Origin of the sequence: Amycolatopsis sp. MEPSY49 (assembly GCF_051337345.1) — a bacterium.
Lineage (GTDB): Bacteria > Actinomycetota > Actinomycetes > Mycobacteriales > Pseudonocardiaceae > Amycolatopsis.
This window is the reverse complement of the sequence record NZ_JBDLYJ010000004.1, coordinates 461,531-484,600: the sequence shown is the minus strand read 5'-3', so window position 1 is coordinate 484,600 and position 23,070 is coordinate 461,531. Positions and strand designations below refer to the sequence as shown.

The 23,070-nt window shown below is 72.7% G+C and carries 18 protein-coding genes; 6 read left to right on the top strand and 12 right to left on the bottom strand.

The window, feature by feature from the left end; genetic code table 11:
• Positions 1-56 precede the first annotated feature (56 nt).
• Complete coding sequence (locus ABFJ78_RS21760; RefSeq protein WP_436388178.1) at positions 57-485, top strand: hypothetical protein; 429 nt, start codon at positions 57-59, stop codon at positions 483-485.
• Here the strand turns inward: ABFJ78_RS21760 and ABFJ78_RS21755 are convergent.
• The 9 genes from ABFJ78_RS21755 to ABFJ78_RS21715 form a co-directional block, all read right to left on the bottom strand.
• Positions 482-2,593 carry a 3-hydroxyacyl-CoA dehydrogenase NAD-binding domain-containing protein gene (locus ABFJ78_RS21755; protein WP_436388177.1) on the bottom strand — a complete coding sequence of 704 codons (2,112 nt, stop codon included), beginning with the start codon at positions 2,591-2,593 and terminating at the stop codon, positions 482-484. The genes ABFJ78_RS21760 and ABFJ78_RS21755 overlap by 4 nt on opposite strands.
• Positions 2,593-3,783 (bottom strand): thiolase family protein, encoded by a 1,191-nt coding sequence (locus tag ABFJ78_RS21750; protein WP_436388425.1) that lies wholly within the window; start codon positions 3,781-3,783, stop codon positions 2,593-2,595. The genes ABFJ78_RS21755 and ABFJ78_RS21750 overlap by 1 nt, the downstream gene beginning before the upstream one ends.
• A 127-nt stretch (positions 3,784-3,910) precedes the next feature.
• Positions 3,911-4,540, bottom strand: a complete 630-nt coding sequence (locus tag ABFJ78_RS21745) for a DUF998 domain-containing protein (RefSeq protein WP_436388176.1) — start codon at positions 4,538-4,540, stop codon at positions 3,911-3,913.
• A gap of 59 nt (positions 4,541-4,599) precedes the next feature.
• The gene (locus ABFJ78_RS21740) at positions 4,600-5,748 is read right to left on the bottom strand and encodes a hypothetical protein (RefSeq protein WP_436388175.1); all 1,149 of its coding nucleotides are present in this window, start codon (positions 5,746-5,748) and stop codon (positions 4,600-4,602) included.
• Between the two features lie 40 nt (positions 5,749-5,788).
• Positions 5,789-7,417: an allophanate hydrolase gene (locus tag ABFJ78_RS21735; protein WP_436388174.1), complete on the bottom strand. Its 1,629-nt coding sequence runs from the start codon at positions 7,415-7,417 to the stop codon at positions 5,789-5,791.
• The gene (gene uca / locus ABFJ78_RS21730) at positions 7,414-10,941 is read right to left on the bottom strand and encodes an urea carboxylase (RefSeq protein WP_436388173.1); all 3,528 of its coding nucleotides are present in this window, start codon (positions 10,939-10,941) and stop codon (positions 7,414-7,416) included. Before uca ends, ABFJ78_RS21735 begins: the two co-directional genes overlap by 4 nt.
• A complete protein-coding gene (locus ABFJ78_RS21725; protein WP_436388172.1) occupies positions 10,938-11,573 on the bottom strand; it encodes an urea amidolyase associated protein UAAP2 in 636 nt (211 codons plus the stop codon). The genes uca and ABFJ78_RS21725 overlap by 4 nt, the downstream gene beginning before the upstream one ends.
• On the bottom strand, positions 11,570-12,403 hold the full coding sequence (locus ABFJ78_RS21720) for an urea amidolyase associated protein UAAP1 (protein WP_436388171.1): 834 nt from the start codon (positions 12,401-12,403) through the stop codon (positions 11,570-11,572). Before ABFJ78_RS21720 ends, ABFJ78_RS21725 begins: the two co-directional genes overlap by 4 nt.
• 12 nt (positions 12,404-12,415) lie before the next feature.
• Complete coding sequence (locus ABFJ78_RS21715) at positions 12,416-13,879, bottom strand: amino acid permease (protein WP_436388170.1); 1,464 nt, start codon at positions 13,877-13,879, stop codon at positions 12,416-12,418.
• Positions 13,880-14,054: 175 nt separating this feature from the next.
• Here ABFJ78_RS21715 and ABFJ78_RS21710 point away from each other — a divergent pair, with 175 nt between their 5' ends.
• Positions 14,055-14,720: a TetR/AcrR family transcriptional regulator gene (locus ABFJ78_RS21710; protein ID WP_436388169.1), complete on the top strand. Its 666-nt coding sequence runs from the start codon at positions 14,055-14,057 to the stop codon at positions 14,718-14,720.
• Between the two features lie 198 nt (positions 14,721-14,918).
• Here the strand turns inward: ABFJ78_RS21710 and ABFJ78_RS21705 are convergent, their stop codons facing one another.
• The 3 genes from ABFJ78_RS21705 to ABFJ78_RS21695 form a co-directional block, all read right to left on the bottom strand.
• Entirely contained in the window at positions 14,919-16,142 is a 1,224-nt protein-coding gene (locus ABFJ78_RS21705) for an HRDC domain-containing protein (RefSeq protein ID WP_436388424.1), read from the bottom strand.
• 98 nt (positions 16,143-16,240) lie between these two features.
• Positions 16,241-16,957, bottom strand: coding sequence for a response regulator (locus ABFJ78_RS21700; RefSeq protein WP_033261886.1), 717 nt, complete (start codon positions 16,955-16,957; stop codon positions 16,241-16,243).
• An 807-nt stretch (positions 16,958-17,764) separates the two neighbouring features.
• Positions 17,765-18,328, bottom strand: a complete 564-nt coding sequence (locus ABFJ78_RS21695) for a DUF3000 domain-containing protein (protein WP_436388168.1) — start codon at positions 18,326-18,328, stop codon at positions 17,765-17,767.
• Positions 18,329-18,416: 88 nt separating this feature from the next.
• Here ABFJ78_RS21695 and hemE point away from each other — a divergent pair, with 88 nt between their 5' ends.
• From hemE to ABFJ78_RS21675, 4 genes are read left to right on the top strand one after another with little or no spacing between them, the layout of a single operon-like run.
• Complete coding sequence (gene hemE, locus ABFJ78_RS21690) at positions 18,417-19,487, top strand: uroporphyrinogen decarboxylase (RefSeq protein WP_436388167.1); 1,071 nt, start codon at positions 18,417-18,419, stop codon at positions 19,485-19,487.
• Complete coding sequence (gene hemG, locus ABFJ78_RS21685) at positions 19,484-20,884, top strand: protoporphyrinogen oxidase (RefSeq protein WP_436388166.1); 1,401 nt, start codon at positions 19,484-19,486, stop codon at positions 20,882-20,884. The genes hemE and hemG overlap by 4 nt, the downstream gene beginning before the upstream one ends.
• Positions 20,885-20,941: 57 nt before the next feature.
• Positions 20,942-21,634: a hydrogen peroxide-dependent heme synthase gene (gene hemQ, locus ABFJ78_RS21680; RefSeq protein ID WP_372668104.1), complete on the top strand. Its 693-nt coding sequence runs from the start codon at positions 20,942-20,944 to the stop codon at positions 21,632-21,634.
• Positions 21,634-22,974 (top strand): CoA transferase, encoded by a 1,341-nt coding sequence (locus tag ABFJ78_RS21675; protein WP_436388165.1) that lies wholly within the window; start codon positions 21,634-21,636, stop codon positions 22,972-22,974. Before hemQ ends, ABFJ78_RS21675 begins: the two co-directional genes overlap by 1 nt.
• Positions 22,975-23,070 lie beyond the last annotated feature (96 nt).

Genomic DNA, 23,070 nt, shown 5'->3' with positions numbered 1-23,070 from the left:
GCCGCCGGGGTGAACGGGCGGTGTCCCGGCGGTCAACGTGTGCTGTGATCTTGGGCGTGGAGGAGAAGCCGCTGGTCCGCGTGGTCGCCCCGGCCGTCGCGCTCGCCTTGGCCGCGGGGGTGGGACTGGCCCTCTACGTCGCCGCGCTGGTCCGGCCGCCCGAGCTGCCGGTGGACACGAACCCCGCGCCCCTGTCCGGCCACACGCTGTGCGCGGCCGTCGTCGTGGTCTTCCCCGCCGACGCCGAGCTACGGGCGGCGATGCCGTCCCTCCGCGACGATCCGAAGACGCGGCGGGTGTTCGTGGACTCGCCGTCGGTCTCGCTGCTCGCCATCCCCGGCACCGATCTGAAGAACTGGGCACAGGAGCTGCACGCCCGCTTCCGGAAGGCGGAGCGGGTGACGGTCATCGACTCCGACGCGACGGCGGCGCAGCTGAAACTCACTGCGCCGCCGCCGAAGTGCCCACGTGAGGGCGAGTACTAGCGCGCCGGAACCGAGGCGACACCCGGGGCGAGGAACGGCTTGCCGTTCACCCGCTCGGAGACGCCGGAGCGGTCCAGGTACGGCGTGATGCCGCCGTTCCAGAACGGCCAGCCCGCGCCGAGGATCAGGCACAGGTCGATGTCCTGCGCCTCGGCGACCACGCCCTCGTCGAGCATGATCCGGATCTCCTCGGCGATGGCCGAGAGCGCGCGGTCGCGCACCTGCTCCGAAGTGGACGGAGAATCTCCCTGCGTCCACAGCGAAACGACCTCGGGGTCGGCCGACTGGTTGCCCTGGTCGTCCCAGACCCAGACGCCCTTCTTGCCCGCCTTGACGAACTTCGCGAGGTTCTCGGACACGGTGAACCGGTCCGGGAAGGCCTCGTGCAGCGTCTCGCCGACGTGCAGCGCGATGGCCGGGCCGACGAGCTGCATCAGCGTCAGCGGCGTCATCGGCAGGCCCAGCGGTTCCAGGGCCTTGTCGGCGACCTCGAACGGCGTGCCCTCGTCGACGGTCACCAGCACCTCGCCGAGGAAGCGCAGCAGGAGCCGGTTGACGACGAACGCCGAAGCGTCCTTCACCAGCACGCTGGACTTCTTCAGCTGCTTGCCGACCGAGAACGCCGTCGCCAGCGAAGCGTCGTCGGTCCGCTCGCCGCGGACGATCTCCAGCAGCGGCAGCACGGCCACCGGGTTGAAGAAGTGGAAGCCGACCACGCGCTCGGGGTGCTGCAGCTTCGACGCCATCGCGGTGATCGACAGCGACGAGGTGTTCGTCGCGAGGATCGCCTCGGGGGAGACGTGCTGTTCCAGCTCGGCGAACACCTGCTGCTTGACGCCCAGCTCCTCGAAGACGGCTTCGATGACGAAGTCGGCGTCGGAGAACGCGGCCTTGTCGAGCGAGCCGGAGACCAGTGCCTTGAGCCGGTTGGCGCCGTCGGGGGAGACGCGCTTCTTGCTCAGGAGCTTGTCGATCTCGGCGTGGACGTAGCCGACGCCCTTGTCGACGCGCTCCTGATCGACGTCGGTCAGCACGACCGGCACCTTGAGGCGGCGCACGAACAGCAGCGCGAGCTGGCTGGCCATCAGACCGGCGCCGACGATGCCGACCTTGTTCACCTTGCGGGCCAACGACTTGTCCGGCGCGCCGGCCGGGCGCTTGGCGCGCTTGTTGACCAGGTTGAACGAGTACAGCCCGGCGCGCAGGACGTCGGACATGAGCAGCTCGGCGAGGCCGTCGGTCTCGGCGGCATAACCGCGGTCGAGGTCGTTCTCGCGCGCCAGCTCCAGCAGCTCGACGGCCTTGGCCGCACCCGGCGACGCGCCGTGCGTGCGACCGTCCACAAGGGACTTGGCGCGGGCGATGGCGGCGTCCCAGCCGGAACCGCGGTCGATCTCGCGGCGAACCGGGGTGATCTCGCCGTTGACCACGCGAGCCAGCCACAGCAGCGACTGCTCGAGGTAGTCGGCCGAGCCGAAGACGGCGTCGACGATACCGAGTTCGGCCGCCTGCTTGACGTTGAGCATCTTGTTCTGCGCCAGGGCGTTCTCGATGATCACCGTGACGGCGGCGTCCGCGCCGATGAGGTTCGGCAGCAGCTGCGTGCCGCCCCAGCCCGGGAACAGGCCGAGGAATACCTCGGGGAACGCGATGGCGGCGGTGTTCTCCGACAGCGTCCGGTAGTGGCAGGACAGCGCCAGCTCGAGGCCGCCGCCCATGACCGCGCCGTTGACGAATCCGAAGGTCGGGATCGAGGACTCGGTGAGGCGGCGGAACACGTCGTGCCCGGTCTGGGCGATCTCGCGCGCCAGCTTCGGGTCGCTCACGGACTCGACGCCCGAGAGGTCCGCGCCGACGGCGAAGATGAACGGCTTGCCGGTGACGGCGATCGCGGCCGGCTCGGCCTCGAACGCCTTGTCCAGCGCGGCGTTGAGGGACACGAGCCCCTGCGGGCCGAAGGTGTTCGGCCGGGTGTGGTCGTGGCCGTTGTCGAGCGTGATCAGCGCGACGGGCTTCTCGAGCCCGGGCACCTTCACCAGCCGCGTCACGGCGTTGGTGACGACCTCGTCCGGGAAGGCGGCCTTCGCTTCTTCAGCGGTGAAAGTCATTACTTCGCCCCCTCGAAGGCCGGGTTCTCCCAGATCACGGTGCCGCCCATGCCGATGCCGATGCACATCGTCGTCATGCCGTACCGAACGTCGGGCCGCTCGGCGAACTGGCGGGCCAGCTGCGTCATGAGCCGGACGCCGGACGAGGCCAGCGGGTGGCCGCACGCGATCGCGCCGCCCCACTGGTTGACGCGCGGGTCTTCGTCGTCGATGCCGAAGTGGTCGAGGAAGGCCAGCACCTGCACGGCGAAGGCCTCGTTGATCTCGAACAGGCCGATGTCGTCGATGGACAGGCCGGTGCGCTTGAACAGCTTCTCGGTGGCCGGCACCGGGCCGATGCCCATGACCTCCGGCTCGACGCCGGCGAAGGAGTAGCCGACCAGCCGCATGGCGACGGGCAGGCCCAGCTCGCGGGCGGTTTCTTCGTCGGCGAGGATCGAGGCGGTGGCGCCGTCGTTGAGGCCGGCCGCGTTGCCCGCGGTGATCCGGCCGTGCGGGCGGAACGGCGTCTTCAGCCCGGCGAGCTGCTCGACCGTCGTGCCCGGGCGGGGCGGCTCGTCCTCGGTGGCGAGGCCCCAGCCCAGCTCCTTCGAACGGGTGGCGACCGGGACCAGCTCGGGGCCGATCTTGCCGGTCTTGACGGCCTCGGCGTAGCGCTCCTGGCTGCGCGCGGCGTAGGCGTCGGTGCGCTGCTTGGTGATCGCGGGGAACCGGTCGTGCAGGTTCTCGGCGGTCTGGCCCATGACGAGCGCCGTCGGGTCGACGAGCTTGTCGGCGATGATCCGCGGGTTCGGGTCGACGCCTTCCCCCATCGGGTGGCGGCCCATGTGCTCGACGCCGCCGGCGATGGCGATGTCGTAGGCGCCGAAGCCGATGCCGGACGCGACGCTGGTGACGGCGGTCATCGCGCCGGCGCACATGCGGTCGATGGCGAAACCGGGGACGGACTTCGGCAGGCCGGCCAGCAGCGCGGCGGTGCGGCCGATGGTCAGGCCCTGGTCGCCGATCTGCGTGGTGGCCGCGATGGCCACCTCGTCGACGCGCTCGGGCGGCAGTTCGGGGTGCCGCCGCAGCAGCTCACGGATGGCGTTGACGACGAGGTCGTCGGCGCGGGTCCCGGCGTAGATGCCCTTGTCGCCGGCCTTGCCGAAGGGGGTCCGTACCCCCTCGACGAAGGCGACGTTTCGCACGCCCCGCGCGTTCGGCGCGAGCGGCGTTGCTGGTGCGGCCACAGATGCTCCATGAAGTAGAGGTCTTTGACCGCACGATAGCCCTTGTTACCCGTCGGTAACCAGGGGAGTGGCCCGGTCGAGTGGGCTACGGCACACTCTTGGGCGTCAACGTCTGGCCTTTGAGCAGCCACGCCACGCCGAACGCCCAGACGGCGACGCTCTCCAGCCACAGCGCCGGGTGCCACTCCGGCACCAGCCGCAGCCAGCTCGTCAGGGCGATCAGCACCAGCGCGGCCAGGATCACCACGCCGCAGACGCGGTAGACGACTCCGAAGCCCGGGGGCTGTTCGCCGTCGTGGGGGAACAGGTGCAGGCAGAAGTAGGCCAGCATCAGGAAGAACACCGCGGCGAACGTCAGGTGCAGCACGCCCGAGGTGCGGTCCCACGCCGTCACGTCGTGGTCCGGCGTCGTCGGGAACAGCGCGAGCCCGATCGCGCCGAGCCCGGCCACGCTGCTGGCGACGTTGTCGACGAAGTCGTGGCCGTAGTAGGCGAGCAGGAACACCCCGACGGCGCACATGGCGCCGACGAAGACGTTGCGCAGGTCGGTGTAGTAGTAGCCGCTGAGGGACCCGATGAGGTCGCCGCCCTGGACCAGCTGCTTGCCGAAGATCAGGACGACCGGCAGCGCCAGCCCGATCAGGCCGATCGCGCGGCGGAGGAACAGGTACGAGTGGACGAGCGTGGTCTGCGGGGATCGGGTTGCCGTGGTCATCGCCGCCTCCGGGGTCTCACCGAGGTCATCGGCGGTTTCGTGCCCCGGGAGGAGCGTTGTTATCCGACGGGTGCCCAGATCCTCAGCTGATCGTTACGGAGTTCGGCGAAGGTGCCATCGCGGTGGGCGGTCGGCGCGAAGCCTTCGAGGAGCCCGATCCGGGCGCCGTCGGCCGGGTCCCAGACCTCGAGCCCGGCTTCGGCGGCGACGTACAGCAGGCCGCCATGGCCCCACATCCGGCCTTTCGGCCCGGCGAACATCCCGGTGCGGCGCCCGGTCGCGGGGTCGCGCAGGTCGACACCGTCGAGGAGCGGGTCGTCGGTGCCGATGCCCTGCAGTGCCACGGTGTTTTCGTCCAGCCAGGCGATCGGGGTGTCCCAGGTGTCGCCGCGGTCGGCGAGGTGCCGTCCGTGTTCGGCGGCGTGCCGGTCGCCGCCCAGCCAGGCGGCGAGGTCGACGGCCAGCGGGATGCCGACGGGGTGCCAGGCCCAGCCGTCGGTGACGAGCCACCGCTCGGCAGGGCTCGGGTGGAGCGCGCCCTGGAAGTAGCCCAGGTAGTGCTCGGGTGCCGGTTGCCCGCGTTCCCGCGGCGCGGTTTCGCGATCGGTCAGCAGCTCCCCGCCGGGCAGGGCGAACACGTCCAGGCGGTTCCAGTCCGTCGCGGCGACGACCTTGGCCGTTTCGCCTTCGCCGAGGAAGGCCAGCGGGAACCGGGTGAGCTCGTTGTCGTTCCAGTCCCGGTCGAGGGCGAGCACGGTGAGCCACTCGTCGAGATCGACGACCGTGGCGAACTGCCCGTAGTCGGAGACGACCGCCGCGAACCGCCCGTCGCGCGAGGTGTGCAGGCCGCGGCGGGGGCGGTCCGGGATGTCGCGGATGTCTTCATAGGTCTCTGCGGGCAGCTCGACCGGCCCGACGAGCCACTGGTCGTCGTCGGTGATCCGGACGAAGCCCGCCGCGGTGAGCGCGAGCCAGTGGCCGGGCATCGGGGCCAGGCAGCCGTCGTTCAGCGGCCGCACCGGGCAGGGGCGCGCCGACCAGGTGCCGCCGAGTTCCCGGTCCCGCAGGACGACTTCCGGCTCGCCGTGCCGGCCCGCGGGGAAGCTCTGCTGATCCGCCCGATCGGCGCAGCTTTCGCAGACAGCCAGGTGCGGGCAGAGGCGCAAGGTGCCGATGCGGCCCGGATGGCCGCAAGGCAAGGTGTTCACGGGCCCAGTGTGCGACGCGCGGCACCCGGCGCGCACGCGATTATCCGAGGTGCGCCAGCCAGCCGCCCTTCGCCGAGATGTCTTCCGCGCCCTCGGTCGCCGCCGGTTCGCACAAGAACCCGGACACCCGGGAGCCGTCGGCCAGCTCCACCTTGCCGATCGCCAGCGGGGCGGGAATCCGGGAGACGAACTCGCCGAACCCGCGCGCCGGCAGGTCCCACACCTCCGCCGCGATCGCGACTCCGCCGGACGCGACCCGCACCAGCCCCGGCTTCGGTGGGACCGTGTCCAACGCGAACAGCCGGTACGAAGCCGCTGTCGAAACCGTGGACACGAACCGCCCGCCCCGCGAAGTCAGCTCGTGGTTCAGCGGCTGCCCCCGCAGGTGCGCGCCGACCACCACGATCGGCACCCGCTCGCCGCGCAGGCTCGCCAGTGCCGCCAGCTTCAGGTCGTCGTGCGGGGCGCCGACCAGCATCACGCCGAACGGGCGGCCGGCCACCGTGCCCGCCGGGACCGCCAGCGCCGACAGCCCGAACAGGTTGGTCGAATTGGTGAACCGGCCCAGGCGCGCGTTGACCGCGACCGGGTCCGCGGCGACCTCCGCGAGCGTCGGGTGCTCGGTCGTCGTCGGGAACAGCAGCGCGTCGACGCCGGCCAGCGTCGCCAGCGCTTCCGCCCGCAGCCCGGCCAGTTTCGCCTGGTCGGCGAACAGCCGGTGCGCGGGGATGTCGCGGGCCGGCCCGATGATCGACCGCACGACCGGGTCGACGGAATCCGGATGGGCGTCGATGAACTCGCCGACCGCCGTGTACCGCTCGGCCACGAACGCGCCGCCGTACAACAGTTCCGCCGCCTCCAGGAACGACCTGGTGTCCACAGTGGTCACGTCGGCGCCTGCCGCGGCGTAGTCCTCGACGGCCGCCTCGAACGCCTCCGCCCACCCCGCCGCCAAGGGGCCCAGCCCGGCCGGCACGCCGAGCCGGAACCGTCCCGTGTGGACCCGCGCGGGCTCGGCCAGGCAGGTCAGTGCGAACGACGCCTCCTCGACCGTCCGCGCGAACAGCGACACGCAGTCGATGCTCGCGCACGCCGGGACGACCCCGTCCGTCGGCAGCAGCCCGGGTGTGGGCTTGAGCCCGACGATCCCGTTGAACGCCGCCGGCACCCGCCCGGAGCCCGCGGTGTCCGTGCCCAGCGCCAGGTCGGCGATGCCCAGCGCGACTGCCACCGCCGAACCCGAGCTGGAGCCGCCGGAGACGTACGCGGGGTCGACGGCGTTGCGCACCGCGCCGTAGGGACTGCGCGTCCCGACCAGGCCGGTCGCGAACTGGTCGAGGTTGGTCGTGCCGAGCACCAGCGCCCCGGCCGCCCGCAGCCGCGCGACGACCGGCGCGTCGGCCTCCGGCTTGTACGCGTACGCCGGGCATCCCGCGGTCGTCGGCAGCCCGGCGACGTCGATGTTGCCCTTGACCGCGGCGAGCTTCCCGTAGAGCGGGAGCCCGCGCTCTTCCAGCGCGGCGGCTTCGGCGAGCACCTCCGCTTCCGGCCGGAGGTCGATCCAGATCTCCGGCCGGTCCACCTGCTCGATCCGCCGGTACGCGGCCCGGACGCGTTCCACCGCGGTGTTCGATGCCGCCTCCGCGGGAAAGCGTGCGTCGGCGGTCATCCCAGCACCACCAACGGCGTGCCGGGCGCGACCTGGTCGCCGGGGGACACGAGCACTTCGACCACCTCACCGCCGGCCGGCGCGGGGATCCGCGCCTCCGTCTTCATCGCTTCCAGCGTCACCAGCGACTGCGCGTCCTCGACGCGCTCGCCCGCCGTGACGTCCACCCGCCACACCGTCGCCGCGAACGGCGCCTCGACGACGTGCCCGCCCTGCGGGGCTTCGACCCGCTTCGGCGGCCGCGTCACCGGTTCCGGCTTCGGGTCGAACTCGCCCGCCGCGGCCCAGGCCCGCCGTTCCGCCTCGAACGCCGCCGACTGCGTCGCCCGGAAGCCGGCGATGCTGTCGGCGTTGTCCGCCAGGAACTTCTGGTACTCGGCCAGTTTGAAGGTGCCGTCGGTGGTGTCCAGCGCCAGCTGCCCGGACGAGCTCTGCGCCCGCAGGTCGAGGAGCTCTTCGGCCGACACCGGGTACCAGGAGATCCGGTCGAAGAACCGCAGGTTCCACGGCTGGTCCCCGCCGTGCCAGCTGTTCCACACCTGCACGGTCCGGCCGACGAACTGGTAGCCGCCGGGGCCTTCCATGCCGTAGATGCAGAGGTAGGCGCCGCCGATGCCGACGGAGTTCTCCGCGGTCCACGTCCGCGCCGGGTTGTACTTCGTCGTGACGAGCCGGTGCCGCGGGTCCAGCGGTGTCGCGACCGGCGCGCCGAGGTAGACGTCGCCGAGGCCGAGCACCAGGTACTCCGCGTCGAACACCGTGCGGTACACATCGTCCACAGTGGATAGTCCGTTGACGCGCCGGATGAACTCGATGTTCCACGGGCACCACGGCGCGTCGTCGCGCACACCGGTCATGTACCGCTCGATCGCCTCGCGCGTCGCCGGGTCGTCCCACGACAGCGGCAGCCGGACGCTGCGGCTCGGCACCTCGAGGGCGTGCGTCGGCGGCAGGTCCCGCTCCAGCTCCCGCACCAGCCCCAGCGCCTTGCCGACCGGCAGCGCGTCCGGGTCGACGTGCACCTGCAGCGACCGGATGCCCGGCGTCAGGTCGACGATCCCCGGCACGCCTTCGGCCGCCAGCCGTTCCGCGAGCGCGTGCACCCGCATCCGCAGCGCCAGGTCGAGTTTCATCTCGCCGTACTCGACGAGCAGGTTGTCGTCCCCGCTGCGGCGGTAGGTGACCGACGGCTCGTCGCCGGTGGACGTCTGCCGGCCCAGGACACCGCCGTCGTGGCGAGTGTCCCTAGTGGACGTCACCGTCGTCGCCGGCCGCCGCCGCAGCACGGCCGCGTGGTCGGTGTCGATCGGCACGAACCGCACGGTGTCGCCCGGCCGCAGCTGCCCGAGCTTCCACCGCTCGCCGGTGGCGACCGTCGCCGGGCAGACGAACCCGCCCAGGCTGGGCCCGTCCGGGCCGAGCAGGATCGGCAGGTCGCCGGTGTAGTCGACGGCGCCGGTCGCGTACGGCGTGTCGTGGATGTTCGACGGGTGCAGGCCCGCCTCGCCGCCGTCGGCCCGCGCCCAGTTCGGCCGCGGCCCGACGAGCCGGACGCCGGTGCGGGCGGAGTTGAAGTGCACCTGCCAGTCGGTGGCGTAGAACGTGTCGACGTCCTCGGGGGTGAAGAACTCCGGTGCCGCGTGGGGGCCTTCGAGCGCCCCGATCGTCCAGTGCGACGCGAAGGCCGGACGGTCGGCCACCGGCCCGACAGCCGGGTCCGCGGGCTCGGGCCCGGTCCGCAGGACGTCGCCGACGGCCAGCGCGCGGCCGCCGTGCCCGCCGAACTTGCCCAGGGTGAACGTCGCGGCGCTGCCGAGGAACTCCGGCACGTCGACGCCGCCGCGGACGAGCACGTAGCTGCGCAGCCCGGCCGTGCACGCCCGGACGTCGAGCGTGCTTCCCGCGGGCACCTCGATCGGCGTCCACAACGGAACTTCCGAGCCGTCGAGCAGCACGGTGGTGGGCGCGCCGGTGACGCACACCTCGGTGGCGTGCGAGAACCGCAGCGTCACACCGTCCACAGTGCACTCCAGGCCGGGCGCGCCCTCGGGGTTGCCGAGGGCGAGGTTGCCCAGCCGCAGCGAGCGGTCGTCCATCGGGCCGCTCGGCGGCACGCCGACGTGCCAGAACCCGGTGCGGCCCGGCCAGTCCTGCACGGTGGTCATCGTCCCGCCGCGCACGACGTCGATCCGCGGTTCGGCGTCCTCGATTCCGTCCAAAGTGGACGTTTCGTGCGCCGCCGCACCGAACGCCGCGTCGGCGGCCGCCGCGCGCAGCTGCCCGAGGTTGGTGCGGACGCCGTCGACGCGGGTCGTGGCGAGCGCTTCCCGCAGGCGCGCGAGGGCGTCGCCGCGGTCGGTGCCGGTGCAGATCACCTTGGCCAGCAACGGGTCGTAGTGCGTCGTGACGGTGGTGCCGGGTTCGACCCAGGTGTCCACGCGGACGTCCGCGGGCAGCGTGACCCGCGTGACGAGACCCGCGCTCGGCCGGTGCCCGGCACTCGGGTCCTCGGCGTACACCCGGGCCTCCACGGCGTGCCCGCGCGCGACCGGCACCGCGCGGAACATCGCGCGGTCGCCCTGGGCCAGGCGCAGCATCCAGGCGACGAGGTCGACACCGTACACCGCCTCGGTGACCGGGTGCTCGACCTGCAGCCGGGTGTTGACTTCGAGGAACGCCGCCTCTTCGCGCTCGGGGTCGTAGACGTATTCGACCGTGCCCGCCGAGCGGTACCGCACCGACGAGCACAGCGCGACGGCAGAGTCGACGAGCTGCTTGCGGACGGCGGCGGGCAGGTCCGGCGCCGGGCACTCCTCGACGACCTTCTGGTTGCGCCGCTGCAGCGAGCAGTCGCGCGTGCCCAGCGCCAGCACCTCGCCGAAGCCGTCGCCGAACACCTGGACCTCGACGTGCCGGGCGCGGCGCACCAGCCGTTCGAGGAACACGCCGGTGTTCGCGAAGCTCTTGGCCGCGACGCTGCGGACGCCGTCCCACGCCTCGCGCAGCTCCCCGGGGGTCGCGCAGGCACGCATGCCGATCCCGCCGCCGCCCCCGGTCGCCTTGAGCATCACCGGGTAGCCGATGTCGTCCGCCCGCGCCAGTGCCTCGTCCACATCGGACAGCAGGCCGGTGCCGGCCAGCAGCGGCACGCCGGCCGCGATCGCCGCCTCGCGCGCGGTGTGCTTGCTGCCGAACACCTCCAAGTGCGCCGGCGCCGGGCCGGCGAACGCGAGCCCGGCGTCTTCGCAGGCCCGGGCGAACGCCGCGTCCTCGGACAGGAAGCCGTAGCCGGGATGGACGGCGTCGCAGCTGGTGTCGAGGGCCGCCCGGACGATGGCGTCGGCCCGCAGGTAGCTTTCGGCGGCGGGTGCCGGGCCGAGCCGCACGGCCCGGTCGGCGAGCCGCACGTGCGGGGCGAGGCCGTCGGCGTCGGAGTACACCGCGACGGTCTCGAGACCCAGTTCCTTGGCAGTGCGCAGGATCCGGACCGCGATCTCGCCGCGGTTGGCGACGAGCAGCCTCACTCGCTACCCCCGGGGGACGTCACGAACATGCGGACCGGCGTCGGGTCGAACCCGTTGCAGGGGTTGTTGATCTGCGGGCAGTTCGACACGAGCACGAGGACGTCGGTCTCGGCGCGCAGCCGGACTTCCAGGCCCGGCGCGGAGATCCCGTCGACGATGCCGAGCGTGCCGTCCTCTTCGACCGGCACGTTCATGTACCAGTTGACGTTGCTCACCAGGTCGCGCTTGCCCAGGCCCCACTTGGCGCCCTCGATGAGGAAGTTCTCGACGCAGGCGTGCTGGTGGCGGGTGTGCTGGCCGTAGCGGAGGCTGTTGGACTCCTTGCTGCACGCGCCGCCGAGCGTGTCGTGGCGGCCGCAGGTGTCGGCGACGACGGTCAGCAGCGGCGCGCCTTCCTGGGTGCGCAGGACGCTGCCCGTGGTCAGGAAGATGTTGCGCTGCGCGGCGATCGTCGCCGCCGCGCTGTAGCGCTTGGCCGTGTCGTCGGCGTCGTAGCAGAGGAAGTCGACGGCCTGGTTGCCGCCCAGGTCGACGATCGCCAGCTCGCTGCCGCGCTTCAGCACGGTCGAGAACGGGGCGCGCGCGGCGACGTCGAACGTCAGCTCCAGCCGGGATTCGTACGCCGTGCTCATGCGATCCCCCGTGCGGTCAGGTAGTCGGCGGTGTTCTCGAACGCTCGCTGCGCCTCCGGCGAGTGCGTCCACTCCGGACTGTCCGGAGTGGACGGCTGGTCGCGCCACGCGAGGACCTGGAGGTTCGTCACGGTGTAGTCCGGACGCGGGTCGACCGGGTGCGGCACGTTGGCGAGCAGCACGATCGACGGGACCTCGATCCGCAGCTCGACCGACTGCCCGGCGCCCGCGGAGCCGGTGAACTCCAGGCCGCCGTCCGGCTGGACCCGCACGCCCTGGAAGAACGCCAGGCTCGGCGGCAGGTCGCGCGGCCCGAGGCCGTTTTTGGCCGCGGCCAAGGTGAACAGCGGCAGTCCGGCGGGGGAGGGGCCCTGCGGGGCGCCGTCGCCGTAGTGCTCGGTGTTGCCGTCCACAGTGGACGTCCCGCAGAGGGCGTCGTGGTGCCCGCTCGAGTCCGCGACGATCGTCGCGAGCACCCGCGCCTGGTCCGACAGCAGCGCCACCTTCTCGCCGAGGTAGGCGTTCCACTGCACCTTCACCGTGTCCGCGACGTTCAGCCGCTCCCACGGCTGGTCGGCGTTGAACAGCAGCAGGTGCGCGCACGCGTCGCCCTCGACGTCGGTGAGCCGCAGCCGCGTGCCGCGGGCCAGCACCTTGTGCGTGTAGCCGCCCCCGGCCACGGTCTCCGCCCAGGTCAGCGCCTCGGGTGCCACCCCGGGCGGGGGAGCGGGGAAGGTGCTCGCCGGGATCGACGGCATCGTTTCGACCACGGTGCCGGCCTGGGCCCTGGCGTGGTCGCGGGCGCCGTAGGTGGTGGCGGTGGTGCTCATGGACGTCCTCTCTCAGATCGCGGGTTCGAGGGCGGGAGCGGGGCGCAGCCGCTGCCAGCAGAGCCAGCCGATCACCAGTGCGCCGCCGACGAACTCTATCGGGAACAGGAGCATCCAGGGGGCGCCCGAACCGGTCACGTCGTAGATCTCCGCGCGCGGCCACGCGATGTTGACGATCATCGCGATGCCGTAGAGGACCGCTGCCCCGTTCAGCGGAACGCCCCACCGGCCCAGCGAGAACCGGCCGGGCTCCGCGGGGAATCTCCCGCGCAGCCGCTGGACCAGCAGGGGGCCGGTGACCAGCAGATACGCCAGGTAGACGACCACGACGGACGTCCCGGTGATCGTGCTGAACAGCGTCGGGTTGCCGAAGTTGAGCAGCAGCAGCCCGATCGCGAGCCCGCCGGAGAGCAGGGCCGGCGCGACCGGTGTCCCGGTGCGCGGATTGACCGACGAAAGTCGGGCGGACGCGGGGAGCGCGCCGTCGCGGGCCATCGCGTAGATCAGCCGCACGGTGCCGGTCTGGATGGTGAGGGTGCAGACGACGACGGCGATCGCGACGTCGGCCAGGAAGACGCGGCCGAGGGTGTCGCCGAAGACGGCGGTGATCACGTACGGCAGGCCGTGGCCGGCGAGCTGCCCGTCGGTCAGGCTCGGCGCGGCCATCAGCGCGGTGACCACGACGGCCAGCCCGCCGATCCCGGACACGAGCACGGCCCGCAGCACCGCGCGCGGCGCCGTCTTCCGCGCGTTCTTCGTTTCCTCCGCGACCGACGCGGCGGTGTCGAAGCCGTAGAGCACGTACGCCGCCATGAGCGCCGAAGCGAGCACGCCGCCGATCCCGGCGCTCGCGCCCGGGGCGTCGTGCAGCACGACCTGCGGGCCGCGGACGGCGAACAGCCCGAGCCCGGTGACGAGCACGACGACGCCGAGCAGTTCGGCCGCGACGCCGACGTCGTTGATCCGGGCCATCAGCCGGACGCCGCCGGCGTTGACGAGCGTGGTGAAGACGAGCAGCAGGGCGCCGAGCAGCACGGCGTTGGCCGCGCCGGACGGCGACGTCACCGACGGGTCGCCGCCGAGGAGCTGGAAGCCGTCCCACACCGACGGCAGCACGATCTGCAGCGCGATCGCGGCGGCCGCGAGCGCGACGACGCAGCCGAGCAGCATCATCCAGCCGGCGAGCCAGCCGAGGAACCCGCGGGTGAGCTGTTTCGCCCACTGGTACACGGATCCGGCGAGCGGGTAGCGCGCGGCGAGCTCGGCGAAGTTCAGGGCCACGAGCAGCTGGCCGGCGAGGACGACCGGCCACGTCCAGAAGAAGAGCGGGCCGCCGAAGGAGTAGCCGAAGCCGAAGAGCTGGAAGACGGTGGTGAGGATGGAGACGAAGGAGAACCCGGCGGCGAAGGCGGAGAACCCGCCCAGCGACCGGCGGAGCTCCTGGCGGTAACCGAAGGCGGCGAGTTCGTCGGGCATGCGCTCTCCTTTTTTCGATCGCACGACAGAAATTAGGGCCGCGTCAGGACTTCCCGATCTCCGGCGCGTTAGGGGCTCGTTAACGCCCCGGTCGACGGGACGTCAACGGCGACATGTGGGTGTAACCGCACCTCGGTGCGGGTGCGCGGGCGCCGGACCTGGCAAGATCACCGCCGTGGTCAAAGGGGCGGGGGTCGGCAGGCCCAGGGCGAGCGGCGCGGCGGCGAACCGGCCGGACGCGCGGCAGGCAGTGCTCGACGCCGCGGGCGAGCTGTTCACGGGAGCCGGCTACGCGGCGACGACGACGCGCGCGATCGCCGAACGCGCGGGCCTGCGCCAGGCGTCGCTCTACTACCACTTCCCGGCCAAGGAGGACATCCTCGCGGCGCTGCTGGCGGAGACGGTCCGTCCGTCGCTGGACCTGGCCGCCCGCCTCGTCGCGGGCCCGGCCCCGGCGGCGGTCCGGCTGTGGGCGCTGGCGTACGCGGACATCGGCCTGCTCGGCGGAGCCCGCCACAACCTGGGCGCGCTGTACCTGCTGCCGGAGGTCGCCTCGCCCAACCTGGCCCGCTTCCGCGCGGAGCGGGCGGAGCTGAAGGCGGCGTACGGCCGGCTGGTGGCGGCGGCCGGGGTCGCGGCGGAGGCGGTGGGGATCCGGACGGACCTGGTGTTCGGGCTGGTGGAGAGCATCGCGGTGATCCGCCGCGACGACCCGGACCTGGACGTCGAGGCCCACGTGCGGGAAGGGGCCGACGGAGTGGTCCGGCTGGTGGGGCCGGCCGAGCCGACGGACGAACTGCGCGCCGAGGCCCACACCCTGCTGGCGACGCTCGCCGACTAACGCGGTGCGGGCCGCCCGTTCAGCTGCACCGCCCGCCCGGGACGGCCGGCAGGTTGCTGATGGTCCGCGACAGCTCGCGCCTCGTGCGCATGCCCAGCCGGATCGACTGGGCGCCGACGCGCAACGGCCGGATGGCCGCGCGCAGGGGAGCGTTGATCGCTTCGAGCGGGCTGCCGGAACTGTCCGGGGATTGTCCGTTCAGGACGCCGTCGTCTGCAGCGCCTTGCTCAGCGCCGTCACCGTCAGCTCGATCTGCCACGGCCGGGCCCCGCCCGCGCGGAGCACCGAAGCCACCGACTCCTCGTCGGTCTCCGCGGGCGGGCGCCAGCACGTGCGCCGCACGAGGTCCGGCAGCAGCAGGTTCTCCACCGGCAGCCGGCGGTCCTCCGCGATCGCCGCCAGGCCCGCCCGGGCCGCCGACAGCCGGGCCGCCGCGTCCGGGTCCTTGTCCGCCCAGCGGTTCACCGGGGGCGGGCCGTCCGTCGGCTGCGACGGCGACGGCAGCTCACTCGCCGGCAGCGCGCGGGCCGCCTGCAGGTGCCGCAGCCAGCTCGCCGTGTACTTGCGCTGGACCCGGCCGCTGAACACCGGGAGCGCCTGCAGCTCCTCGACCGTCTTCGGGTCGGCCGTCACCGCGTTGATGATCGCGCTGTCGGGGAGGATGCGGCTCGGGGCGCGGTCGCGCTTGCGGGCCAGCTCGTCGCGCGCCTGCCACAGCTCGCGGACCGCCGCCAGCCCGCGCGGGCTGCGGATCTTGTGCACGCCGGACGTCCGGCGCCACGGCTCGGCCCGCGGCGCGGGCGGCGGGGCCAGCCGGACGTTCTCGAACTCCTGCTGCGCCCACTCGAGCTTGCCCTGGGCGCCCAGCTCCGCCTCCAGCTTTTCGCGCAGCTGGACGAGCAGCTCGACGTCGAGGGCCGCGTAGTTGAGCCAGTCGACGGGCAGCGGCCGCTTCGACCAGTCCGCCGCGCTGTGCCCCTTTTCGAGGGTGTAGCCGAGCAGCAGCTCGACGAGGGTCCCCAGCGCCACGCGTTCGTAGCCCGCCAGCCGACCGGCCAGCTCGGTGTCGAACAGCGCCGCCGGGCGCAGGTCCAGCTCGGCAAGGCAGGGGAGGTCCTGGGAGGCGGCGTGCAGCACCCACTCCAGGTCGTTGAGGACGTCGCGCAGCGGCTGGAGGTCGTCGGCCAGGGCGATCGGGTCGATCAGCACCGTGCCGGAACCCTCGCGGCGCAGCTGCACGAGGTAGGCCTTGGGCCAGTACCGGTAGCCGGACGCGCGTTCGGTGTCGACGGCGACCGCGCCGGTGCCCGCGGCGAGCCTGGCGCACGCTTCGGCGAGCGCGTCCGGATCGGTGATCACCGGGGGCGTGCCCTCGGCGGGTTCGCGCAGCAGCACAGGGCCGCCCGTGGACTCGATCTCCATCCCGGTGTCCTCGGCCTCTGCACTTCCCATAACCGACGACCCTACGGGACGGGCATACCGCGCCTGGTCTGCCCGCCCCGCAGGGCTGTTCGCTTGCGTCAGCGGATCACGCCGGCCCGCATGGCCAGCGCCACCATCTGGGCCCGGTCGCCCGTGCCGAGCTTGCGCCCGATCCGGGACAGGTGGGACTTGACGGTGAGAGCGGAGAGCGAAAGCTCTTCGCCGATCTCCTTGTTGGACTGCCCGTCGGCGACCAGCTGGAGCACCTCCACCTCACGAGCGGACAGCTCGCGCGGGGTGTTGTCGGTGCCCGCGACGCGGGTCCCGGTGGCGAGCACCGGAGCCACGCTCGGGTCGGCGTAGACGCCGCCTTCGAGCACGCGCCGCACGCCGTCGGTCACGACGACCGGCGACGCGGACTTCAGCAGGTACGCCTGGGCCCCGGCCTGGAAGGCCGAGCGGACCGCGTACGGGTCGTCCGAGGATGCGAGTACGACCACGCGCGGCCAGCCGTGGCTACGGAGTTCCGTAACCAGCTCGATGCCGCTGCCGTCCGGCAGTCCGAGATCGAGGATCGCCAGGTCACAAGGCCCGGTGGCCTGTGCTCGCGCCCTCGCCTCGGCCACCGTGGCGGCTTCGTGGACGGTTCCCGCACCCATCTGTGCGAGTCTTGCTGCGATTGCCTCCCTCAACAGCGGGTGGTCGTCGACCACCAGTACCGAAAAGAGCTCTTCCCGCGGGTGCGGAACCATGCTCGCCGGCAACGCGCCGGCTGGCGTGGATCGGACGGCCTGAGAAATGCCGACGGTAGCCACGTCACTACCTCCCTGGAGTCGGTCGTGCCCCCCGACCGGCACCGGGACCTTCGGCCGTTCAGCCGCGCCAGCTTTAGACCGAAAGTGGTGTCGTCGAAGGCACTGTAGCCGCCCTGAGGCCGTTGCGGGGGGATCGAATGGGTATCTATCTCAAACGAACAGTCACTCAGTGGGTTCGTAGTAACACGATCGGGCTAGTACACGGCCGGTTGTTAACGGATAGCCCAGCGAACACGATGCAAAGAAGTTACCGGCGCCCAAATGGCCGTGCAGATGAGGTGTGCAGCTGCCGGTGCGCCTAGTGACGGGGGTCCGGATGGGGGTCTCCAGGGGTCGGAAAGTGGCTCCGGCCGGGGCATGATCAACACCACGACCCGGCTCCGGCGGCCCTCCCGGCCGGACGTTCCGGTGACTGTCCGTGGCGCTGGTGGGCGATCTCCGGCGCCGGGACCGCAAGTTGATCTTGTTGCGGTGCGTGACGGCGTGCGGTCACTAACGGGGAGACGTGAATCGGCCTCAGGGACGTTCGGGGGAGCGCGGAGGGCTCGGGTGCCGGTCTGAGTGGTTTCGCCCGTCCGGGGGTGCTTCAGGCGGCCGTTCGGGGTGAACGGCGTTCAGCGGACGTGAGATTTGCTCACATCCGTACAAGGGGCTCCTGACGGACCGGACGGCGGTGGCCGCCGTTGCCGATTCGTTGCCGGCGATCGCCCGAACGCCGGGCAGGTCGGCCGCCGGAGACGTCATGAACGACTCTTTCAGCGCGCCGGGCGACAGGAACGACTCGTTCATGTCATCCGGTGCGGCGGGTCAGGAGCTTTGGCGCTGCCCGAAGAGCGTCACGCCGACCGGCGGCAGGCCCACGACGCTGGCCATCACCTGGCAGAACGCCTGCCCGTGCGGCAGCAGGCCGGCGTCGGCCGGGGTCCAGGACGCCCGCAGCTCCAGGTCGTCGGTCCGCGCCGGACCGGAGATGTCGCCGAAGCGGGCCGAAGACGTCTCCGTCACCGTGCCGCCCAGCGCCTTCCAGTTCGCGCCCGACACCTCCAGCGCGTCGGTCAGCCACGACCAGCCGACCGCCGGCAGGAACGGGTCGGTCGCCAGCTCGCGGTCCAGCTCCGCGCGCACGTACATGACGAGCCGCAGGACGCCGTCCCAGCCGTCCTGGCCGTCGGGGTCGTGCAGCAGGACCAGCCGGCCCGAGGCCAGCACGTCCGCGGGTCCCGAGACCTCGCAGCTGACCGCGTACGACCACGGCGCGAGCCGCTGCGGCGGGCGCATCGGCTCCAGCAGCACCTCGCGGCGGGGCCGGACGGACTGCAGCGCCGCGACTGCTTCGCGGAAGAGTTCGGGCACTGGCGTCATCGCGGTCACGCACCGACTTTAGGGCGGGCACGCCCTGTTGCGGGCGCAGGCGCGCCGATGGAAGCACCGTCGCCGGCTCGTGGCACGATTGACGGCGATGTCTCCGACCACGCCCCTGCCGCAGCAGGCCGCCCCGTCCGGCCGCCGCGAGCTGCCCGAAGCCCCGTTCCTGGCCGCCGCGCGCGGCGAACGCCCGGCCCGCACGCCCGTCTGGTTCATGCGCCAGGCGGGCCGCTCGCTGCCCGAGTACCGCGCGCTGCGCGAGGGCGTGCCGATGCTCGACTCCTGTTTCGACCCCGAGATGCTCGCCGAGATCACGCTGCAGCCGGTCCGGCGCCACGGCGTCGACGCGGCGATCCTCTACAGCGACATCGTCGTGCCGCTCAAGGCCGCGGGCGTCGACCTCGACATCGTCCCCGGCACCGGGCCGGTGGTGGCCGAGCCGGTGCGCGACCTCGGCGCGGTCAAGGCGCTGCCGGAACTGGCCGCCGAGCAGGTCTCGCAGGTCGCGGACGGCGTCAAGCTGCTGGTCGAGCGGCTCGGTGAGACACCGCTGATCGGGTTCGCCGGCGCGCCGTTCACCTTGGCCAGTTACCTGATCGAGGGCGGCCCGAGCCGCAACCTCGAGCACACCAAGGCACTGATGCACTCCGAGCCGGAAGTGTGGCACGAGCTGGCCGGCCGCCTGGCCGACATCGCCCTGACCTTCCTGCGCGCGCAGCTCGACGCCGGCGTCGACGCGATCCAGCTGTTCGACTCGTGGGCGGGCTCGCTGTCCGAGCGCGACTACCGCCGGTTCGTCCTGCCGCACTCGGCGAAGGTCCTCGAAGGCGTCGCCGCCCACGGCGTGCCGCGCATCCACTTCGGGGTCGGCACCGGCGAGCTGCTGGTCGCGATGCGCGACGCGGGCGCGGACGTCGTCGGCGTCGACTGGCGCATCCCCCTGGACGAGGCCGTCCGCCGGCTGGGCGGGCACGCCGTCGTGCAGGGCAACCTCGACCCGGCGCTGCTGCACGCGTCCTGGCCGGTGCTCGAAGCCGAGGTCCGCCGGATCGTCGAGGAGGGCAAGGCGGCCGACGGCCACATCTTCAACCTGGGCCACGGCGTGCTGCCGGGCGTCGACCCGGACGTGCTGACCCGCGTGGTCGGGCTGGTGCACGAGCTGTGAAGCGCGTCGCGGTCGTCGGCGGCGGCGTTTCCGGGCTGACCGCGGCGTACCGACTGCGGCGCCTGCTCGGCGAGAGCGCCGAGATCGTCGTGTTCGAGAAGACGAAGACGCCGGGCGGCAAGCTGCGCACGGCCGAGCTGGCCGGCGTCCCCTACGACGTCGGCGCGGAGGCGTTCCTCGTCCGCCGTCCCGAGATGCTCGCGCTGGTCCGCGAGCTCGGGCTCGACGTCGTGAACCCGACGAAGGCGCGCGCGAAGATCCACGCCGGCGGCAGCGTCACCGGCCTGCCGCCGGGCACCGTCATGGGCGTCCCGGCGTCGGCCGAGTCGGTCGCCGGAGTGCTGTCGGAGGCCGGACGGCGGGCCGTCGAGGCCGAGCCGTCGCTGCCCGAGCTGCGGCTGCCGAGCGGCGACCTGCCGCTCGGGCCGCTGCTGCGCGAGCGGTTCGGCGACGAGCTGGTCGACCGGCTCGTCGACCCGCTGCTCGGCGGCGTCTACGCGGGCGGCGCGGACGGCCTCGGCCTGCGCGCGACCATGCCGGGCCTGGCCGCGGCGGTGGCCGCGGGCGCCGGTTCGCTGACGGCGGCGGCCAAGGCGCAGCTGCCCGCTTCGCCGGGGACGGCGCCGGTGTTCGGCACGGTCCCGGGCGGCCTCGGCACGGTGATCGACCGGCTGACCGAGCTGTCCGGCGCCGAGCTGCGGACCGGGCTGCCGGTCTGCGACATCGAACGCCACGGCCCGGGCTGGCGGCTGCGGATCGGCGCGAACCCGACCGCGCACGCGCCCGCGGACAACACGATCGAAGCGGACGCGGTGCTGCTCGCGGTCCCGGCGCCCTCGGCCCGGCGGCTGCTGGCCGACCTGGTGCCCGCGGCGTCGGCGGCGTTCGGCGAGGTCGAACTGGCGTCGATGGCGGTGGTGGCGCTGGCACTGCCGCCGGGGACACCGCTGCCCGACGCGTCGGGGATCCTGATCGGCCAGGGCGAACGGGACGCATCGGGCGTGCCGTACGCGGCGAAGGCGTTCACCTTCTCTTCGCGCAAGTGGGCGCACTTCGGCTCGGGGCCGGTGCTGGTCCGCGGTTCGGTGGGCCGGTTCGGCGAGCTGGGCGCGTTGCAGGCCGACGACGTCGAGCTGGTCCGCGTGGTCCGCGACGACCTCGCGCGGCTGACGGGCGTGACGGCGGCGCCGATCGAGACCCTGGTGACGCGCTGGGGCGGCGGCCTGCCGCAGTACGGCGCGGGTCACCTCGAGCGCGTGGAGCGGATCGAGAAGGCCGTCGCGGAGATCCCGGGGCTGGCGGTGGCGGGGGCGACCCTGCACGGCGTCGGGCTGCCGGCCTGCGTCGCGACGGCCGAGGCGGCGGCGCACCGGATCGCGGCGCAGCTTTCCGCGTGAGTGCGCTCACCCGGCCCCGTGGCAGCGTCCGGCGGGCGGCGGTGACAGGATGGAAGCATGGCGCGGGTCAACTACAACGAGCTCAACGACACCATCCGCTACACCACCTGGTCGGTCTTCCGGATCGAGCCCGGCCGGCTGGGTGAGGACCGCGGGGCGGCCGGTCGCGAGACGACCGAGTACCTCGACGGCCTGGAGGCCAAGGGCGTCGTCGTCCGGGGTGTCTACGACCTTTCGGGCCTGCGCGCGGACGCCGACTACATGATCTGGTGGCACGCCGAGGAGATCGAGCAGGTCCAGGCCGCCTACTCCGGCTTCCGGCGGACCCCGCTCGGCCGCGCGTCGACGCCGGTCTGGAGCCAGACCGCGCTGCACCGGCCGGCCGAGTTCAACAAGAGCCACATCCCCGCGTTCCTCGCGGGTGAAGAGGCGCGCAAGTACATCTGCGTGTACCCGTTCGTGCGGTCCTACGAGTGGTACCTGCTGCCGGACGCCGACCGCCGCAAGATGCTGGCCGACCACGGCAAGGAAGCCCGCGACTACCCGGACGTCCGCGCGAACACCGTCGCGTCGTTCGCGCTGGGCGACTACGAGTGGATCCTCGCCTTCGAGGCCGACGAGCTGCACCGGATCGTCGACCTGATGCGCCACCTGCGTGGCACCGAGGCGCGGTTGCACGTCCGCGAAGAGGTCCCGTTCTACACGGGCACGCGCGTGCCGCCGGCCGAGCTCGTCGCGGCTCTGCCGTAGTGCGCGAGGCAGTGGAGGGCGTCTGGCACGCCCTCACCGAGTCGAAGCCGGGCCCCTTCGAGCTGACCGGCACCGAAGACGTCCTGCCCGGCCCGTACCGGGTGGCGGCGGCCGCAACGGCGTCGATCGCCGCGGCGACGCTGGCCGCCGGCGAAATGCTCCGGGCGCGTGAGATCGAACCGGGCGTGGTCACGGCGGACACGCGCCACGCGGCGGCGGCGTTCCACAGCGAGCAGCTGCTACGGGTGGACGGCGCCGGCGCGGAGTCGATGTGGGCACCGCTGTCGGGCAACTACCGCGCGGCCGACGGCTGGGTCCGCCTGCACTGCAACTACCCGCGGCACGAAGCGGCGGTGTGCTGGGGCCTCGGCGTGCCGGGCAGCCGGGAGGCGGTCGCGAAGGCAGTGGCCGGGCGGAGCGCGCGCGAGATCGAGCACGCCGTGGTGTCCGCCGGGGGAGCGGCCGCCGAGCTGCGCTCACCATCGGACTGGGCCGTGCATCCCCAAGGGGCGGCCGTGGCTTCGCTGCCGCTGGTTTCGGCTTCGCCGGTCGGTGACGCGCCCAAACGGACGTTGTTCTATTCGGACCGGCCGCTGGGCGGGGTCCGGGTGCTGGAGCTGACGCACGTGCTGGCGGGTCCGGTGGCCGGCCGGGTACTGGCGGCCCACGGCGCCGACGTGCTGCACGTCGGCGCGGCGCACCTCCCGCGGGTCGAGGCGCTGGTGCGCGACACGAACCAGGGCAAGCGTTCGGCGTTCGTCGCGCTCGACACCGAAGGCGGGCGGGCGCGGTTGAAGAAGCTGATCAGCCGGGCGGACGTGCTGCTGCAGTCGTTCCGTCCGGGTGCCTTGGAGCGGATCGGCTTCGGTGCTTCGGAGCTGGCTGAGCTGCGGCCGGGGTTGGTGATCGCGGACCTGAGCGCGTACGGGTGGGAAGGCCCGTGGGCGCGCCGACGCGGGTTCGACAGCCTGGTCCAGATGTCGAACGGCATGGCTTTCGGTGCGGACGGGCCTTCGCCGTTGCCGGTCCAGGCGCTGGACCACGCGACGGGCTGGCTCGCGGCGGCGGCGATCATGACGGCGTTGCGGCGGCAGGTGACGGACGGTGGGACGTGGCGGGTCCGGTTGTCGTTGGCCGGGACGGCGCGGTGGCTGGATTCGCTGGGCCGCAAGGATCCTGCCGCGGTTGAGGTGGACTACTCGGATCTCCTGGAAGAAGCGGACAGCGGTTACGGCCGGCTGACCCGGGTCCGGATGGCGGGCGGGTTGCCGGGGGCGGAACCGCACTGGGACTTCGGGACGCGGCTGCCGGGTGTCGACAAACCGACCTGGACCCCGTAGACGGCAGCGACAAACCAACCTGGCCCCTCAGCGGCGGCCGAGCGCGGCCCGCCCTTCCCGGGGGGTGCCCCCGCATCCATTTTACCGGTGGTGCCC